This window comes from Deinococcus aquaedulcis (assembly GCF_019693445.1).
Classification (GTDB): Bacteria; Deinococcota; Deinococci; order Deinococcales; family Deinococcaceae; genus Deinococcus; species Deinococcus aquaedulcis.
In genome coordinates this window covers 435,315-451,777 of record NZ_JAHRBL010000001.1, presented here as the reverse complement: position 1 = coordinate 451,777, position 16,463 = coordinate 435,315, and the positions used below count along the sequence as shown (strand labels likewise).

15 protein-coding genes and 1 riboswitch are annotated in these 16,463 nt (G+C 67.6%); of the genes, 8 read left to right on the top strand and 7 right to left on the bottom strand.

Annotated features, from left to right (window positions below; all coding sequences use genetic code 11):
- Nucleotides 1–115: 115 nt before the first annotated feature.
- Nucleotides 116–209: riboswitch (SAM riboswitch) on the bottom strand.
- Between the two features lie 295 nt (nt 210–504).
- Together KMW22_RS02085 and KMW22_RS02080 are read left to right on the top strand one after the other, a co-directional pair.
- Nucleotides 505–2,571, top strand: a complete 2,067-nt coding sequence (locus tag KMW22_RS02085; protein ID WP_221088339.1) for a zinc metalloprotease — start codon at nt 505–507, stop codon at nt 2,569–2,571.
- A gap of 439 nt (nt 2,572–3,010) precedes the next feature.
- Entirely contained in the window at nt 3,011–3,598 is a 588-nt protein-coding gene (locus KMW22_RS02080; RefSeq protein WP_221088338.1) for a hypothetical protein, read from the top strand.
- A 528-nt stretch (nt 3,599–4,126) separates the two neighbouring features.
- Here the strand turns inward: KMW22_RS02080 and KMW22_RS02075 are convergent.
- The 3 genes from KMW22_RS02075 to KMW22_RS02065 all read right to left on the bottom strand — a co-directional run bounded on the left by KMW22_RS02075 (nt 4,127) and on the right by KMW22_RS02065 (nt 6,137).
- Nucleotides 4,127–4,525: a Fur family transcriptional regulator gene (locus KMW22_RS02075; protein ID WP_221088337.1), complete on the bottom strand. Its 399-nt coding sequence runs from the start codon at nt 4,523–4,525 to the stop codon at nt 4,127–4,129.
- Nucleotides 4,526–4,647: 122 nt separating this feature from the next.
- Nucleotides 4,648–5,292, bottom strand: coding sequence for a hypothetical protein (locus tag KMW22_RS02070; protein ID WP_221088336.1), 645 nt, complete (start codon nt 5,290–5,292; stop codon nt 4,648–4,650).
- Complete coding sequence (locus tag KMW22_RS02065) at nt 5,292–6,137, bottom strand: phage holin family protein (protein ID WP_221088335.1); 846 nt, start codon at nt 6,135–6,137, stop codon at nt 5,292–5,294. The genes KMW22_RS02070 and KMW22_RS02065 overlap by 1 nt, the downstream gene beginning before the upstream one ends.
- A 53-nt stretch (nt 6,138–6,190) precedes the next feature.
- Between KMW22_RS02065 and KMW22_RS02060 the strand changes: the two genes are divergently transcribed.
- The 3 genes from KMW22_RS02060 (at nt 6,191) to crtI (ending at nt 9,607) form a co-directional block, all read left to right on the top strand.
- Complete coding sequence (locus tag KMW22_RS02060) at nt 6,191–6,892, top strand: class I SAM-dependent methyltransferase (RefSeq protein ID WP_221088334.1); 702 nt, start codon at nt 6,191–6,193, stop codon at nt 6,890–6,892.
- A gap of 128 nt (nt 6,893–7,020) precedes the next feature.
- A complete protein-coding gene (locus tag KMW22_RS02055) occupies nt 7,021–7,854 on the top strand; it encodes a phytoene/squalene synthase family protein (protein ID WP_328774572.1) in 834 nt (277 codons plus the stop codon).
- A gap of 64 nt (nt 7,855–7,918) precedes the next feature.
- Nucleotides 7,919–9,607 (top strand): phytoene desaturase family protein, encoded by a 1,689-nt coding sequence (gene crtI, locus KMW22_RS02050; protein WP_221088332.1) that lies wholly within the window; start codon nt 7,919–7,921, stop codon nt 9,605–9,607.
- Nucleotides 9,608–9,802: 195 nt separating this feature from the next.
- Here the strand turns inward: crtI and KMW22_RS02045 are convergent, their stop codons facing one another.
- From KMW22_RS02045 to KMW22_RS02035, 3 genes are all read right to left on the bottom strand, one after another.
- Entirely contained in the window at nt 9,803–10,600 is a 798-nt protein-coding gene (locus KMW22_RS02045) for a M12 family metallopeptidase (protein WP_221088331.1), read from the bottom strand.
- Nucleotides 10,601–10,880: 280 nt separating this feature from the next.
- On the bottom strand, nt 10,881–11,723 hold the full coding sequence (locus tag KMW22_RS02040) for an alpha/beta hydrolase (RefSeq protein ID WP_221088330.1): 843 nt from the start codon (nt 11,721–11,723) through the stop codon (nt 10,881–10,883).
- A 391-nt stretch (nt 11,724–12,114) separates the two neighbouring features.
- The gene (locus KMW22_RS02035) at nt 12,115–14,217 is read right to left on the bottom strand and encodes a S9 family peptidase (RefSeq protein ID WP_221088329.1); all 2,103 of its coding nucleotides are present in this window, start codon (nt 14,215–14,217) and stop codon (nt 12,115–12,117) included.
- 141 nt (nt 14,218–14,358) lie between these two features.
- On the opposite strand from KMW22_RS02035, the gene KMW22_RS02030 reads away from it, so the two are divergent.
- From KMW22_RS02030 to KMW22_RS02020, 3 genes are all read left to right on the top strand, one after another.
- Nucleotides 14,359–14,796 (top strand): OsmC family protein, encoded by a 438-nt coding sequence (locus KMW22_RS02030; RefSeq protein ID WP_221088328.1) that lies wholly within the window; start codon nt 14,359–14,361, stop codon nt 14,794–14,796.
- A gap of 108 nt (nt 14,797–14,904) precedes the next feature.
- Nucleotides 14,905–15,459: an AAA family ATPase gene (locus tag KMW22_RS02025; RefSeq protein ID WP_221088327.1), complete on the top strand. Its 555-nt coding sequence runs from the start codon at nt 14,905–14,907 to the stop codon at nt 15,457–15,459.
- Nucleotides 15,456–16,022 carry a hypothetical protein gene (locus tag KMW22_RS02020; protein ID WP_235692420.1) on the top strand — a complete coding sequence of 189 codons (567 nt, stop codon included), beginning with the start codon at nt 15,456–15,458 and terminating at the stop codon, nt 16,020–16,022. The genes KMW22_RS02025 and KMW22_RS02020 overlap by 4 nt, the downstream gene beginning before the upstream one ends.
- A 35-nt stretch (nt 16,023–16,057) precedes the next feature.
- On the opposite strand, the gene KMW22_RS02015 is transcribed toward KMW22_RS02020, so the two are convergent.
- Nucleotides 16,058–16,321, bottom strand: coding sequence for an acylphosphatase (locus KMW22_RS02015; RefSeq protein WP_221088326.1), 264 nt, complete (start codon nt 16,319–16,321; stop codon nt 16,058–16,060).
- Nucleotides 16,322–16,463: the final 142 nt, after the last annotated feature.

Here is a 16,463-nt window from a genome sequence, read left to right as displayed (position 1 = left end):
GGCGCGCCGGGTCAAAAAGGCGCGCGCCCCTGCTCTGAATCGAATGAGAAGGGGCGCTGAGCGTGTGATCGTCCGCGTAGCCTTCCCGCTTGGTCCCACCGGGCGGTCATCGTTGACCCGCCTGCGGGCTGGCCTTGGCACCGTGACGTGATGAGGTCCGGTTGCCGCGCCGTCTACGAGCCAGGTCTCTCGGGCGCTCTAAAGGGGGTGTTGGCTCCACGCGGGAGCTGCCTGACAGGGTAAGGGCATGGGGAGGGGCGGGTCAAGGCAGGGCCTGCACCCAAAGGAAGGGGCGTCCAGACAGCCCTGTTGACCCACCTTGCAACTGCGTGGGGAACGACAGTCAAAAGGCAGCAGAGATGCTGTTGCCCCCTCGCCAAAGGCGGTAGGATGGGCAACGTCGGAAAATTGGATGAGTGGCGCGCGCGTCAACTTCCCCTTACGTCTTCGGAACACGCGCCAGATCGCCTTTTATTCATTGGAGCTGTTTCTCAGAGGAGTCCCATGCGCAAACTGTCCCTGGCCACCGCCCTGCTCAGCGTCGCTCTGCTCGCGGCCTGTAACCCGTCCCCGGCCCCCACGCCCGAGCCGACCCCCACCCCGGCCCCCACGCCCGGCACCCAGACGGACTTTGGCCGCCTGCAGACCCTGAAACCCGGCCAGGAAGACACCGTGCGCACCAAGCTGAAAGTGAACATTGTGTTCGTGGGCTACCGCCAGACGCTGCCCGGACAGGTGGCCACCGCCCGCCAGATCAGCACGCAGGACTTTACCCAGACCCTGCCCAAGACCTACGACGCGGTCAACCGTATTCCCAGCGCCTACGGCCGCATTGAGAAGACGGGGAACACCTTCGATTTCGACTACAACTACGTGTTCGCCAACCAGGCCTTTGAAGACGACTTCTTCAAGTACCTGCTGAGCAAGGGCACCGAGAAGAACCTGACGGTGCAGCAGCGCAGTTACAACTGCCAGACCGACCCCAACACCCAGAACCCCACGTGCGCAACCCCGGCTGGCAACATTAACCGCCCCATCACCGGCAACCTCGAGATTGACGCGCTGGAGACGGAAAACTGGCTGGCGGACAACGTGGGCCGCGTGGGCGTTAAGCCCGGCGAGCACACCATCTACTTCATCAACTGGTTTGACCGCCCCGACTTCAAGTTCCACAGCTACACCCGCGCCACGGCCGCCGATACCGATACCGGCACCGTCTTCGGCGCACGTGGCAGCCGCCGCCTGATCGCCTGGGGGGGCAGCACCCGTCAGGGCGCCGCCGCGCAGCGCGTGTGGTTCTACGACCTGTCGGCCAACCCCGATCCCTGGACCCGCGCCTTTGACATCACCAACCCTGATACCGACGGTGACGGCGCGCCCGACTACCGCATGCCGCCCATCTGGGAATACGGCACCCGCAAGGCCAGCATCGGCTTCGGGCGCAAGGTCAGCCCAGACCTCGCCCTGGTGGCGCGTTACACCGCCATCAACCTGCTCTTTACGCCCAGCCCCATCTACCGCGCGGCGCTGACGCCCCCGCAGATGCCTGAGGAGATTCTGCTGGACACCCATGTGGAACAGGGCGCGGGCGCCGTTGCCCCCGCCACGGTGCTCAAGCCGCAGCTGCTTCAGGACCGCGTGTCGGTGCTGCAGCCGTTCGCCAAGTTCAGCACGGTCATCAAGGAAACGCCCCTGGACGGCAACCTGGCGGACGTCTACAAGTGCTTCTTCCCCGTAGAGGCCGACGATATCTGCTCGCCCGACTACACCGACTTCAGCGGCGAGGCCCTGTTCCAGTACGGCGTGCGCGAACTGCGCGAGGCGTACAAGACCACGCCCGCCAAGCAGTACCGCCTGCCCATCTACCTGTTCAACGACAGCACCAACAGCCAGGGTGGTCTGCTGGGCATCGCCTACGACGACGGCGAAACCGGCACCCAGAGCTTCGTCTACTCCTTCCTGACGCCTGACCTGATCAGCGCGGGCTACGGCTTTACCGACACCACGGTGCACGAGGCCGGCCACCACCTCAGCCTGTCGCACCCGCACGACGGCTATGACAGCGAGCAGAACCTGTCGTACGGCCCCAGCGGTGACTTCTTCTTCGTGAACACCGGGGACCAGAGCGCCACGATCATGTCCTACAACGACCTGTCGCGCACCTTCGGGCAGTTCAACCTGGACAGCCAGTACCGCTACCTGACGGCTGCCTACCTGAATAACACCAACGCCATTCTGGAACTGACCCGCCGCGCCGGGAAGGCCAGCGGCGTGGGCAGCGTGGTCGTCAACGCCGACAGCCTCTTTACCCAGGCCAAGGCCAAGTACGACGCCCTGGATTACCTGGGCGCCGCACAGCTGGCCCACCAGGGTTACCGCGCCGTACTGGGCGCGGCCCAGACGGCCGGCGTGAGCGTGCAGGGCTACAAGTGGTACGAGAACCTCAACGGCCTGCAGGCCCAGAACGTGGCCGCCAAGCCGCGCGTGAGCAAGACCTTCCAGGCCCAGCAGGGACTGGTGATCTTCCCCGAAGAAACCCCCATGCAGCGCAAACTCCGCACCGAGCAGTAAAGACAAAGTCTGAGCTTTTGGTCCCAGCCCGCGATGGCTGGGACCTTCTGTTTGGCGCCCCGATGGGTTCAGTCTGGCTTTTGCCGTGGAGGACACCACAAGGCGGAGGCGGCTGACTGGCTCAGGGCGAGCATGGTGCGGGGTACCAATGCAGAAGAGCTGGCACGAATGCTGCCCGTTTCGTGAATCCATGCGAACGGAGCCAGAGTGTTCAATCCAAGCCTTCAGGGCTGTATTCCTGCGGCGCACATTGCTCGGCTCGAATCGGTTCTGTCAACGAGGAGAGCCGTGTTGTCGTGAGTGCTGCTTTCTTCCTGCGAGGCTCGCTGGCTGCGCCTCTGCTCTCGGCCAACTCACTTTTCTGCTGGTTTTATCAGCTGGTCATCAGATGGTAAGCCGGTGTCCGGTCCTGGCCCGGGGGGCTGGCTACAGTGCCGCTATGGCACCCTTGCGCGCGCTGGCCCTGCTTCTGACATCCTGCCTGTTGCTTGCTCCGGCGATGGCGCAGCCGGGCCCCACCCTGCCCCCACGCCCCGGCACCCCCGCCAGCCCAGCGGGTGTGACGGCGGCCCAGCTGCAGGCAGCCCTGAACGAGCGCCCCGTCCTGCGGCTGATGCTGCTGAACCTGAGCCTGCGAGAGGTGATGCGCACCGGCACGGTGAAACTGGCGCCCAATACCGCGCTCAAGGTGCGCATTCTGCTGGCGCCGCTGTCCTCCAATCCCACCCTGCGCTCCGACATCGCGCAGCAGACCATCACCAATCTGCTGGCTGCCCTGAGCCCAGAGCAGCGCCGGGCGGTGGAGAGTAATATGCTCAGCCGCGAGGACCGCGCGCGCATGCTGGCCTCGCAGACCCGGCTGGCAGGCGGGAGCCCAGCGAGCGGCGTACAGGCGGTGCTGTACCTGCTGATTCCGGGTGGCCGCTCGGCGGTGGACCGCCTGAACCGTCAGGACGACGTGAATCCCTACCGCTTCAACGCCGCGAACACAGATATCCTAAACAGCCTGCTGGATCTGTTGAAGTAAGTCTGGATGGATTGAAGGGGCCCCGGTGGCCCCTTTTTTACGGCACAGGTCAAAGGGTGACTCGGCGCATCCCCTGTGGTCTTGCGCCGGCTGGCTTCTCCAAGCAGCCAGCGCAAAGAAAAGAGTGGTTCCCCAGGCCCTTTTCTCCTGGCTTGCGGCTTTGACCCGTTGCTGCCCCTGGACCCGCTCAGCACTGCCGTTGTTTCAGATCCGCATGGCAGAAGAGGGCATGCCTTGTTTTGGGGCAAGTGCTTGAAATTTCTACAAGCATTCACCACTTGCCCAGGTAGTCTTCAGCCCCAGCGAAGCGAAGGCGGTGAAGACGTCGTGTGGAACGCTGCGCACGCTCACTGCCTCTGCTGCGCCGCTCCCCAAGTTCCAGCTTCTGTCAGGCTCCCAGAAGGGGGACAGAGAAGCGCCGTGTTCATCGAGTCACTCCAGCTGAACTGTTGGGCCTATCCGCACCCTTGGTTGACCAAAACCTCGATGAAGCGGGTATCTCTCCCACCCATACTTGCCAAGCAGGGCTTAGCCAGCCGGTGCTTCGCCGCGCACGCATTCAGGGCAGCGGCCGTACAGGGTCACCTCGTGGGCCTCTACCACGAAGCCGCCGGGGTAGACCGTGCCGCTGGGCAGGGCCACGGGACAGGTGTGCAGGGTGAACACCCGGCCGCAGGCGGTACAGCTGAAGTGGTGGTGGTGGCCCTTGCCGCTGGGCTCGTAGCGGGTTTCGCCGTCCAGAGTGACCGGGTGTATGCGGCCCTGTTCGGTCAGCAGCTTCAGGGTGCGGTACACGGTGGCCACGCCCAGGGCGGGCAGATCGGTGCGGGCGCGCGCCAGCACGTCGGCCACGGCCAGCGGCCCTTCGGCGTCGTGCAGCACGCGGGCAATCACGTCGCGCTGCCGGGTGCTGCGCGCGGCGGTCACGCGTCCCCCAGCAGCCCGGCAACAGAAGCGGCGGCCCAGCTCATCCCCGGCAGGCTAGCATTCCCCCGGCACCACAATCAAAAAGCCGCCCACGTTCGGGGCGGCCAGAGAAGACAGGGGGTTCAGCGCAGGTTGGGGTTGGCCATTTCCTCGGGTGCAATGGCGCTGCCCTCGGCCTTGGCCTGCACCTGACTGGGCGGGGTGGGCACCTGCCCGGCGTGGGCCTGCGGAGCCATGGCGGGCGGCGCGCTGCGCTCGGCCGGGGCCTGCTGCGCGTAGCTGAGGGTCGCCGTGCCGACGGTGGCCGGAGCTTTGCTGGGGGCCTTGTCCGCTGTAGACGCCTTGCCTGCCGGGTTGGTCTCCTGCGGCTGTCCGGCGCGGGCCATCAGGCTCTCGGCCAGGGTTTCCAGGCGCGGGGCAATCACCTTGTCGGTGAGGGTCTTGACGGCCAGGGTGCCCAGGGTCGCCACCAGCGCGCCGCCCACGCCGCCACCTTTTTGCTTCTGCTGGGCCTTGACGAGCGCCTTTTGATGCTTGACGGGGCTCTGGGCGTCCACATAGATCTTGCGGCTGCGCCGGAACTGCCGGCCCACCACCAGCCCCAGTACCGCCCCCACCGCCGAGGCGCCGCCCAGCATCTTCAGGGGCTCCTGCTGCATCTTCACCTGCAGGCTGGCCTCGCGCGTCAGGGCGTCCACGCTGGCCTTCAGGCGCTCGCGGGCTTCCTCGCGCTCGGTGATGTACACACGGCTGGGTTCAGCGGCCATCAGCGCCCACCCCGCTTCATGTCGCCCCGGAAGGTGGGCTCGGTGCTCACCGGGATGCCAGGGGCGTCTTTGAGCACCACGGGCTCTTTCAGGTTGGGGTCATGGTGGTGGCCGTGCCCATGGCCGGGCTTGCCCACTTCGCTGCCGTCAATCTGCTTGTTCAGGCCGCTGCTGTAGTGCTGCGGCTCGCCGCCGGGCTTGCTCTCGTACACCGGCACCGTGACCGTGCCGTGCTCCACGCGCACGGTGGCCACGCCGCCCTGTTCACCCATCACGCGGGTTTCGCCCGCCGCGTATTCGGTGGGGTCGCGGCGCAGCTCTACGCGGGGGCCGTTCGGGTTGTAGGCGTCGCGCTCAGCGTTGTCGCGGCTGGCGGGCACGCCCATGCGCGCGTCGCCTGTGGGGCGGGCGGTGTGCAGCCCACTGCCCTGGGGGCCGGTGGGGCGGGGCCCACTGTGCTCACCTCTGGGCTCGCTGTGGTCGGTGTCGTCCATAGGCTCCCTCCGGAAACGGGGCTCATCGCTGGGCACCTCGGCGCTCAGCTTCTTCAGGCCCATCATGACCAGCGCGCCGGTCACGGCAAAGCTCAGCAGGGCGATCAACAGCGCGGCGGCCCAGGCCCCCAGCCCCAGGCGCATCAGGCCGTAGAACACGGCCAGGATGATAAAAATCAGCCCCATGATGAGCGGCCCGGTGGAGGCCAGCAGCAACACCGCGCCGATCCCCTTGGCCTTGGCCACCTGCCCGGCCTTGCGGGCCACGGCGCTCAGTTCCGCCTTTACGAGGGTCACGCCGGCGTCGAAAACCTCCACCAGCGCGCCACCCAGACTCTTGCGTTCTTCCATACTTCCCTCCAACGCGGCCCTGCACACGGACAGGGCCAGACGCCCCCAGCATAATGAACGCAATGCCAGGCCCGCCCCAGCACCAAGAAAATCTGAACCTGACCCTGGCGCAGCGCTCCAACCTGTGGCCACTGACTGCGCGGGGCTACCACGCGTGGCGCGCCCAGTCGCTGCGGCTGCTCGGCGCCCCCGGTCTGACCCTGGCGCGCGAGGCCGCCCTGCTGCGTGACCTGTGCCGCCCGGGGCCGGGCCAGCAGTGGCTGGACGCCGGCACCAGCAGCGGCTTTTATGCCGGGGTACTGGCCCGCGCGGGCGCAGAGGTGCTGGCCGCCGACCTGAGCGCGCCCATGCTGCAAGAAGCGCAGCGGCGCCAGCGCGGGCTGGGCATCCAGTGGCGGCAGCTGAATCTGGAAGCCAGCGGCCTGCCCGCCTGCAGCTTTGACGGCGTGACCGTGGGCGCCACCCTGAACGAAACCCATGACCCTGCCCGGCTGCTGGCCGAGCTGGCGCGGCTGCTGCGCCCCGGCGGGCAGCTGTGGCTGATGTACCTGCGCCGCACGGCCGGGCCCCTGCAGACCGCCCTGGCCCGGCCCGCCCTGGGCGGCCTGACCTTTCCCGACCCCGCCTGGGTGGCCCGCGCCCTGCCAGAGCTGCGCCTAATCCATGGCCTGAACGAGGGGGCCGTGCGCTTTGAGCGCTACGAAAAGGCCGGGGGAGGCCAGCTGGGGCCCGGGCAAGCCGCAAGAACTCTGTAAGAATGCGTGACGTTTCGCGCCCGCCCGCCCCCTACACTCGGTGCTCAAGGACAGCCAACGTGACTGACGCGACCTTTTCTTCCCTCCGTGCCCCGCCGCTAGAGCGGGCCGTGGCGCACTGCCGGGACGTGACGCGCACGCACAGCAAAACCTTTTACCTGGGCTCGCGCTTTTTTCCGGCCCAGCAGCGCCGGGCGGTGTGGGCGGTGTACGCCGCCTGCCGCGACGGCGACGACATTGTGGACGAGGCCAGCGGCGAGGCGGCGCGCGCCGGCCTGGACGCGTGGTGGGCGCGGATGCAGGCGGCCTTTGCCGGGCAGCCGGGGCCCCACCCCATAGACACCGCCCTGGCCTGGGCCGCGCAGACCTACCCCATCCCGCTCTCGGCCTTTGCCGAACTGCATGAGGGCCTGCGCATGGACCTGGAATCGCGCGAGTACCGCGACATGGCCGACCTGACCCTGTACTGCCGCCGGGTGGCGGGGGTGGTGGGCTTTATGATCGCGCCCATCAGCGGCTACGAGGGCGGCGAGCGCACCCTGGACCACGCCCTGAAGCTGGGTCAGGCCATGCAGCTGACCAACATCCTGCGCGACGTGGGCGAGGACCTGACCCGGGGCCGGGTGTACCTGCCCGCCGGGCTGTTGGCCGAGTATGGCGTGAGCCGCGCCGACCTGGAACGCGGCGAGGTCACCCCCGAGTACCGCGCCCTGATGCGCCACCTCTCCGAACTGGCCCGGACGTGGTACGCCGAGGGCCGCGCCGGGATTCCCTGCCTGAACGGCCGGGCCCGACTGGCGGTGGCCGCCGCCGCCCGCGCCTACGAGGGCATTCTGGATGACCTGGCACGCGGTGACTTCGACAACTTCGGGCGGCGGGCGCACGTGAGTGGCACCCGCAAACTGCTGCTGCTGCCCCGGGCGTGGTGGGAAGTGCGCGCCGCGCCCGCGCCGCTGTCTTAACGCCCCTATCCTTCACTTTATTTCTGTCGCCTGGGGCCATGCCCCAGCGGGAGGCATCCTGCCCATGACCCCCACCACCCTCTCCCCCACCCATCCCCGCCGCAAGACGGCCCTGATTATCGGCGCCGGTTTCGGCGGCCTGAGCCTGGGCATTCGCCTGCAGAGCCTGGGCTTTGAGACCACCATTCTGGAGCGCCTGGACGGCCCCGGGGGCCGCGCTTACCAGAAGCGCACGCCGGACGGCTACGTGTTCGACATGGGCCCCACCGTGATCACCGTGCCGCACTTTATCGAGGAGCTGTTTGCCCTGGAACATGGCGCCGCCGGGCTGACCACCCCCGATTACCCGCCTCATGTGCTGGCCCCGGACGCGCGGATCAAGGAAGGGGACAGCGGCGGCCCCCGCACCCGCGACTACGTGAAGCTGGTGCCCATCCTGCCCTTTTACCGCATTTACTTCGATGACGGCACGTTCTTTGACTACGACGGCGACCCCGACAACACCCGGCGCCAGATTCTGGCCCTGGCCCCGGACGATCTGGCAGGCTACGAACGCTTTCACGCCGACGCCCAGGCCATTTTCGAGCGTGGGTTTCTGGAACTGGGCTACACCCACTTTGGCGACATGGGCAGCATGTGGCGGGTGGTGCCGGACCTGCTGAAACTCGACGCCGTACGCACGCTGTTTTCCTTTACCAGCAAGTATTTTGCCAGCCCCAAGCTGCGGCAGGTGTTCTCCTTTGAAACGCTGCTGGTGGGCGGCAACCCGCTGTCGGTGCCGGCCATCTACGCCATGATTCACTTCGTCGAGAAAACCTGGGGCATTCACTACGTGATGGGCGGCACGGGCGCGCTGGTGCGGGCCTTTGTGCAGAAGTTCGAGGAACTGGGCGGGCAGATTCGCTACGGCGCCGGGGTAGACGAACTGCTGGTGACCGATGACCGGGGCCGCCCGGTGCGCCGCCCCCTGGGCCGCCGTGTGGCGCGCGGGGTGCGCCTGGAGAGTGGCGAGGAGCTGCACGCCGATCTGGTGGTCAGCAACGGCGACTGGGCCAATACCTACCTCAAACGGGTGCCCGCCCCCGCGCGGCTGGTGAACAGCGATCTGCGCGTCAAGGCCGCCCGCCAGAGCATGAGCCTCGTGGTGATCTACTTCGGCTTTCGCAAGAGCGGCGAGGACCTGGGGCTGCGCCACCACAACATCATCCTGGGGCCGCGCTACGAGGCCCTGCTGACCGAGATTTTCGGCCGCAAGGTGCTGGGCCAGGACTTTAGCCAGTACCTGCATGTGCCCACCCTGACCGATCCCTCGCTGGCGCCCGAAGGCCACCACGCCGCCTATACCCTGATTCCGGTGCCGCACAACGGCAGCGGCCTTGACTGGTCGGTGGAAGGGCCCCGGCTGGTGGACCGGGTGCTGACCTTTCTGGACGAACGCGGCTACATTCCGGGCCTGCGCGAGCGCCTGACGCACCAGGAGTTCATTACCCCCGACTATTTCGAGGGCACGCTTGACAGTTACCTGGGCAATGCGTTTGGCCCGGAACCGCGCCTGACCCAGAGTGCGTTTTTCCGCCCACACAACCGCAGCGAGGACGTGAAGAACCTGTACCTCGTGGGCGCGGGCGCGCAACCGGGCGGCGGCACGCCCAGCGTGATGATGTCGGCCAAGATGACGGCCCGCCTGATCGCCCAGGACTTTGGCCTGCACCCTGATCTGCTGGGTGAGGGTGTGAAAAGCGCCGCCGACTGAGTGAAGTGTGGACGAGGAGGCCGGGACGCTATGCCCCGGCCTGTGTCATGGGAGATAGGGGAATTCTGCACCGCCAGACCTGCCCACCCCTCAAGCTCTGCGGTGGGCTTCATAGCTGCCCGCCTCCTTCCACCCTCTCTCCCCCACAAAAAAACCGCCTGAACCGAAGTCCAGGCGGTCTGTATTCCGCGTTGCTCAGCGGGGGTACATGAAGTTGATGGTGCTCTTGTCAATCGTGGAAAAGCCGTTGCGCTGGCCCATGCGGTTCAGATCAATGCTGCTGTTCAGCGGCTTGATCGCTAGCTTGCCGTCAAAGTAGGCGGGGTAGTGCATGATCGAATCGAAGTCGTAGGCGCCGTAACCGCGCGAACCACTGCGAATCTGGTACTGGCTGTGCCAGTCGGTGGGAATGTTGCTCCACTGAATCTGCACGTAGCTGTCGCGGTCGGGACGGGTCTGCTCGTGGAACAGGCCCATGGCGTGGCCGAACTCGTGGATGATGGTGCCGGTGGAGCAGCGGTCAGCCAGGGTGATGGTCTGGCGCCCGCCCACCATGCCCAGGCTGGAGGCGCAGGATGTGCCGGTGTTGTACGTGATCTGCACGTAGTTGCTCTGGTTCGTGCGCGGCGTAACGATCACGTTGGTGTTGCTGCGGATGTTGGCGGCTGCCGCCACCACGCGGTCACGAATGGCCTGGGGCACGTTGCTGGCGAAGGTGTAGGGAATCGTGCGGCCCGTCCAGCGGTAACGGGTGTCCACCACGTACGTGCCCTGCTCCTTGGGGGCACTCAGGTCGGCCAGGATGATGTCCTCTTCAAGCATCAGGTAGCCGTCCTGCTCGAAGCCCATCACCTGCTGATGAGTGCCGTCGGGCATGATCAGCGTGGCGGGCTGGGTCTTGGGGGCGGTGCGGGCCTCGGGGGCGCTGGTGGGCGCTGTGGAGCAGGCGGCAAGAAGAAGGGACAGCAGCAGAACCGGCGTGAATCTCGGCATAGAACAGCACCTCCGTTGTGTGATTCCCTGAGGTTAGAGCTTGCTGAGCCCGTTGTAAAGCGCCGCTGACAACAAGTTGTTTGGACATCGTGCCGAACGATGTTTTTTGAAAGCCAGGAGACACGAACCTTCTCATCTGACCACAATCTGACGAGCGAACTGAGCAATCGCCAGGGCGGAGGGACAGCGCCGCAAGGGGAGCACCGGGCTGGAGTGCCTCTTCAGCGGTGGAGGGCCACACCTCGTCGCCTCACGTCGCGCCACTGGCCTTAGCGGGTCATCAGCTCTGCCCCTCCTGTGGCACCCGCGCCTGCAGCCATTCGACGATCCGGCGGCGGATGTCCTCACGTGGCTCGTCGTTGAGCAGTTCGTGGTAGCCGCCCTGCACGAGGTGCAAGGTCTTGTCGGGGGATGCGATGGCCTCTGCGAACCGCTGGCTGCCGCGCGGGTCGGTCAGCTGGTCCTCGCTGCCGTGCAGCACCAACGTGGGCACCCTCCAGCGCGCGTAGTGCGGCCACAGGCTTTCGCTGAGGCGCAGCATGCTCGCGCCAGTCAGGGCCGGCACGTGTCCGTGGTACATCGTTTCGTCGGCCTCGTAGGCGCTGACTTCCTCGGCCAGCCGCGACAGGCCCCCGGTGGGCAGCGCGGTGGTTTTCAGGCCCGGGGCCACGCGCGCCACCACGGGCGCCAGCCGCTTGAGCCAGGGCCGCTCGTTTTTCCCCACCAGCAGCGCGGGGCTGGTGAGCACCACCCCGGCCACTCCACGCGGATCGCGCGCCACGCTGGCAGCCGTGACCAGGCCGCCCATCGAATGCCCCAGCAGAAACAGTGGCCCGGACAGGCTGCGCAGCGCTTCTCTGGCCTTTAGATGGTCTTCGACCAGTTGGGTCAGATCCACCACCGCCCGGCGCCCGCCGGAGCGCCCGTGGCCGCGCTGGTCGTAGGCGTACACCGTGAAGCCGGCCCCCACCAGGGTGGGAATCAGGGCGTGATAGCGCTCCACGTAGCGTCCGGCGTATTCCCCGAAGCCGTGGGCCAGCAACACCGCGCCGCGTGCGTGCGCGGCGGGCCACACATACCCCTCCACCGGCGCCCCAGGCACCGACCAGATTTGACTTTGCATGCACCGAGTCTAAGGCGGCCAGGGCTGGGTGGTGCAGGAGGCTGCGGTTCCAGGGTCTGCTGGTTGTAGCGCCCCCGGGGGAGACTGGTTTACCAACGCTACTCCCATACGAGGGCACCATTCTTAGAGCCTTGAAGGGCGACCACACCGCGCTGTCCCTGTCTGCCCGGATTCAATCGGGGTGTGTATCAGCCGGTGGTGCGAACCGTGTTTGAGCGAGGCGAGAAGGCTGCGATGGAAGTGTCGTCTGGGAGGCTCGACCTGCTTCTCCCCTCTGCGACGCGACTTTCCAAGCCCCCACCTCTGCGAGTCCCTCACAAGGGGGAGGAGCAAAATCAGCGTGTTTGTCGGGTCGTACTCTGCGGCCCGCTCAACCCGCCCGCACCAGTGATCAATCCGCGTGGGTGGGCATGTCCTCGGCGGGGTGCAGACGGCCCTGCACTGCCGCTTGCAGGAAGGCATATTCCTCGGCCAGTTCGTTCAGGGCCTCGTAGCGGCTGCTAGAGCCACCGTGCCCAGCGCCCATGATGGTTTTCAGGACCACCACGCCGCTGCCGGGCGCTGCCAGGGTTCGCACGCGCGCCGCGTACTTGGCCGGTTCCCAGTAGGCCACCCGGGGATCGTTCAGGCCGGTACTGACAAACAGGTGGGGGTAGCGCCCCGCCTTCAGGTTGTCGTAGGGGCTGTACGCCGCCATGACCGCGTAGTCCTCGGGGCGGTTGGGGTTGCCCCACTCGTCGTATTCGGCCGTGGTGAGGGGAATGGTGTCGTCCAGCATGGTGCTCAGCACGTCCACGAATGGCACGCCCACCGAGGCCGCCGTCCACAGGTCCGGGCGCAGGTTGACCACGCTGCCCATCAGCAGGCCGCCGGCGCTGCGGCCCATGGCCACCAGTTCGCGCGCCACCCCTTGGGCCCGCAGCACCTCGCCCGCCGCGATGAAGTCCGTAAAGGTGTTCATCTTGTGGCCCAGGCGGCCCCCGTCATACCAGCGCCGGCCCCGCTCCGCGCCGCCCCGGATGTGCGCGATGGCCCACACCCAGCCCCGGTCCACCAGCGGCAGGCGCCCCGCCACGAAGGTGGGATTGATGCTGAGGCCGTAGCTGCCGTACCCGTAGAGCAGCGTGGGAGCGGGCAGCGGCGTGTCGCGGCGGCGCAGGAGGCTGACCGGAATGCGCTCGCCGTCTGGCGCCGTGGCCAACACCTGTTCGCTGACGTACAGGGCCGGGTCGTACTGCGGCACTGGGGTGGCCTTGACCAGGGTGGTTTCGAGCGTTTCCAGGTTCAGGTCCAGGTGTTCCAGGGGCCGGGTCAGGCTGGTGTGGGTGATGCGGGCTGTGGGGCTGTCATAAACGTAATTCGGGCCGATGCCCACGGTCACACTGGCCTCGGGAAAGGGCACGCGCTGGGCAGGGCCATAGCCGCCCGCCTCGCGGCGCAGGACCCACAGCGCCGTGAAACCGTCCTCGCGCCCGGCCAGCAGCAGATGATCCTGGAACAGGCGCCCATTTTGCAGGTGGCGCCCTTCGTCGTAGGGCAATACGTCGGCGGCGTCGGCCCAGGCCAGGGGCGCACCGTCCCCTCGCTTGGGCCAGCGCACCAGCTTGAATTCTTCGGCCCCACCGTGGTTGGTCAGGGCCAGCCAGTGGTCGCCGCCGTCGGTCAGCACCGGGACCTCGGTGCCGCGCTCGCGGGCCAGCAGCGGCGCAGGAAGACCCTGGGTGTCGTGGGTGGACAGCACCCACCACGCCTGGGCGCGGTTGCTGGCGCTGCAAATCAGGAGGGTCTGCCCGTTCTCGCTGACGTAGGCGCCCAGCCGGAAGGTGGGGTCGTCCTCCTGCACCAGCAGGGTGTCCCCGGCCTGGGGCTGGCCCAGCAGGTGGCGCCAGAGGCGGTACGAACGCTGGGTGGCGTCGTCGGTGGCGTAGTAGAGCGCGCGGCCGTCACTGCTCCAGGCCAGCACCCAGCCGTTCAGGCCGCGCAGGGGCGGGTGCGCCAGCTTGCCAGTCTGGGTGTCCAGCACCCGCAGTTCAAACACCTCCTGGCCGGTGGTGTCCAGCAGGTAGGCCCAGAACCGGCCGTCGGGGCTGGGCGCGGTGGCGTACACCCACACGTTGGCCAAGTCCTCTTCAGCCTTCAGGGCATTCAGGTCCAGCAGCACCTGGGGCTCGCCCCCACCCAGGGGCCGGCGCAGGTAGAGGGGATGGGCCTGCCCCTCCTCGGTGCGGGTGAAATAAGCGTGGGCGCCGCGCACCACCTCGGGCTGTTCGTCGCGCTCCTGCACGTGCGAGAGGAGGTCCTGGTAAATGGCCTCCTGCTCGGCCCGGAGCGGCGAGAGCACCCCGGCCAGATACTCGTTTTCGGCCCTCAGGTAGGCCAGTACCTCGGGGTCGGTCTTGCCCTGGGTTTTCAGCCAGTGGTAGTCGTCCGGGCGCTCGTGGCCGTGCTGAAGGTGAAGCGTGGGCTTGCGGGGCGCGCTCGGCGGAGTGGGCATGGGCCCAGCATAGGCGCGCGGCGCCCGGCTGGGGGCCGCCTTTGGGCACGGCGCAGCGGCACCCATAGGGGCACCTTTCTTAAGCGCACCTTAAGCCCGGCCACCAGAGTGGCGGCCCCAGGCAGGCGCACACTGGGCGCTATGGCAGAGATTGCACGGAAGGCTTCGGCCCACTGGGAAGGCGACCTGAGAAGCGGCAAGGGCACGGTCAGCACTGGCAGCGGCGTGCTGGAAGGCGCGCAGTACTCCTTTGGCACGCGGTTCGAGAACGGCAAGGGCACCAACCCCGAAGAGCTGCTGGCGGCGGCGCACGCGGGCTGCTTCACCATGCAGCTGTCCGCCCTGCTGGCGAACCACGGCCACACCATTGAGGCGCTGGACACCCAAGCCACCTGCGAGATGGTGAAAGACGGCCCCGGCTTCAAGGTCAGCACCATGCGCCTGACCGTGCGCGGCAAGATCACTGGCAGCGATCAGGCCGACTTTGAGGCCCACGTGCGCGACGCCGCCGAGAAGTGCCCCCTGAGCCGCGTGATGGCGGGCAACGTGGAGATCATCCACGAAGCGATTCTGGAATAGGCGCATCCACCGCCCAGAAGGGGCCGCTGCCCATCGCTGGGCGGGGCCCTTTTCTGCTGGCGGCACATGAGGCAGGAGTCGCTGCGCCCAGGCGCCACACTGGGGGCCATGAGTCACCTGTACTACCTCGTGGGGCCCCCGGGCGCCGGCAAGCGCACGGTGGGGCTGGCCCTGGCGCGGCGCACCGGGGCCGCGCTGCTGGACAACCACCTGTTCAACGATCCCATTTTCCGGGCCTACGGCGCCGACGGGGTGAGCCCCCTGCCCGACGAACTGTTTGACCTCGCCGAGACGGTGCGGCAGGCCGGACTGGCCGCGCTGCGGCTGGCGCCACGCCACCTCTCGCACATTCTGACCAACCACCTGAGTGGCAGCGAACGTGGGCAAGAGGTGGTGGCCGAATTGCGGACCCTGGCCGCCGAACGGGGCGCGGCCTTTGTGCCGGTGTGGCTGGCGTGCCCGCAACCCGAACTGGAAGCCCGCATGGGCCGCCCCGAGCGCACCGAGCGCCTGAAACTGCGCGACCCGGGCCTCTTGCGCGCGCTGCTGGAGCGGGGCGGCACCCTGCCGCCGCCCCCGGACGCCCTGGTGCTGAACACGGCCGAGCTGGCCCCGGATGAGGCCGCCGAGCAGATCGCTGCCTTTGCGCGTGTGGGGGCATGACCCCCACCATCTATCATCTGGCCGGGCCACCTGCCAGCGGCAAACGCACGGTGGGGCTGGCACTGTCCACCCTTACCGGAGCCGCGCTGCTGGACAACCACCTGTTCAACGACGCGGTGTTCAAGCCTTACGGCGCTGACGGGTGGCGTCCTGTTTCCGACGAGGTGCGCGCCCTAGCCACCGAGGTCTGGGCCCTGGGCCTGCGGGCAGCAGCCTTGGCGCCCGCTGACGTGGATCAGATCTTCACGGCTTATTACACCAACGACCCGCGTGGAGCAGAGGCGGCGGCGCGCATTCCCGCCCTCGCCAGGACGCGCAGAGCCCAGTATGTGCCGGTGTGGTTGAGCTGCGCCCCCACAGAGCTAAGCCGGCGCGTGACCCAACCAGAGCGGCAGGTGCGCGCCAAGATGCGCGATCCGGCCCGTCTGACCGCCCTGCTGACCGGGGGTGGCCTGCTGCCACCTCCGCCCGGCGCCCTGCAGCTGGACACCACCGCCCTCAGCCCGGACGAGGCCGCGCAGCGGATCATCCGTTTCGCCCAGAGCAGCCGGCAGGGGGCTTGATCCGCGAGCAACGGACTGGGCGCCGCCTCCCTCCTTCAGTACAGGTGAAAGTCCTGCAGGCCGGTGGCCTCGCTGTACTGCGTTTGAACATCGGTCACGCGGGCGTGGGGCGGGCCCCGGCGCAGCCAGTGCAGCAGGCGGTCCAGCTCGGCCTGCGGGCCTTCGGCCACCACCTCTACCCGGCCGTCGCTGAGGTTTTCGGCGGAGCCCGCCAGATTCAGGTCGCGGGCGTGGCGCTGCACGTAGCGCCGGTAGCCGACGCCCTGCACAGTGCCAGAAATGAGAGCAGTCAGGCGCATGTGGCGCATCCTACCCGGCGCGCCGCCCGGGGCGCCGTTCTCTGACCGTTGCATGAGGATGCGCCGGGTGCGGCATTCACCACCCCCGCCGTAGAATGCTGAGAATGCGGCCAGGAGCATTAAGACAACTTCCGAAAAGTTC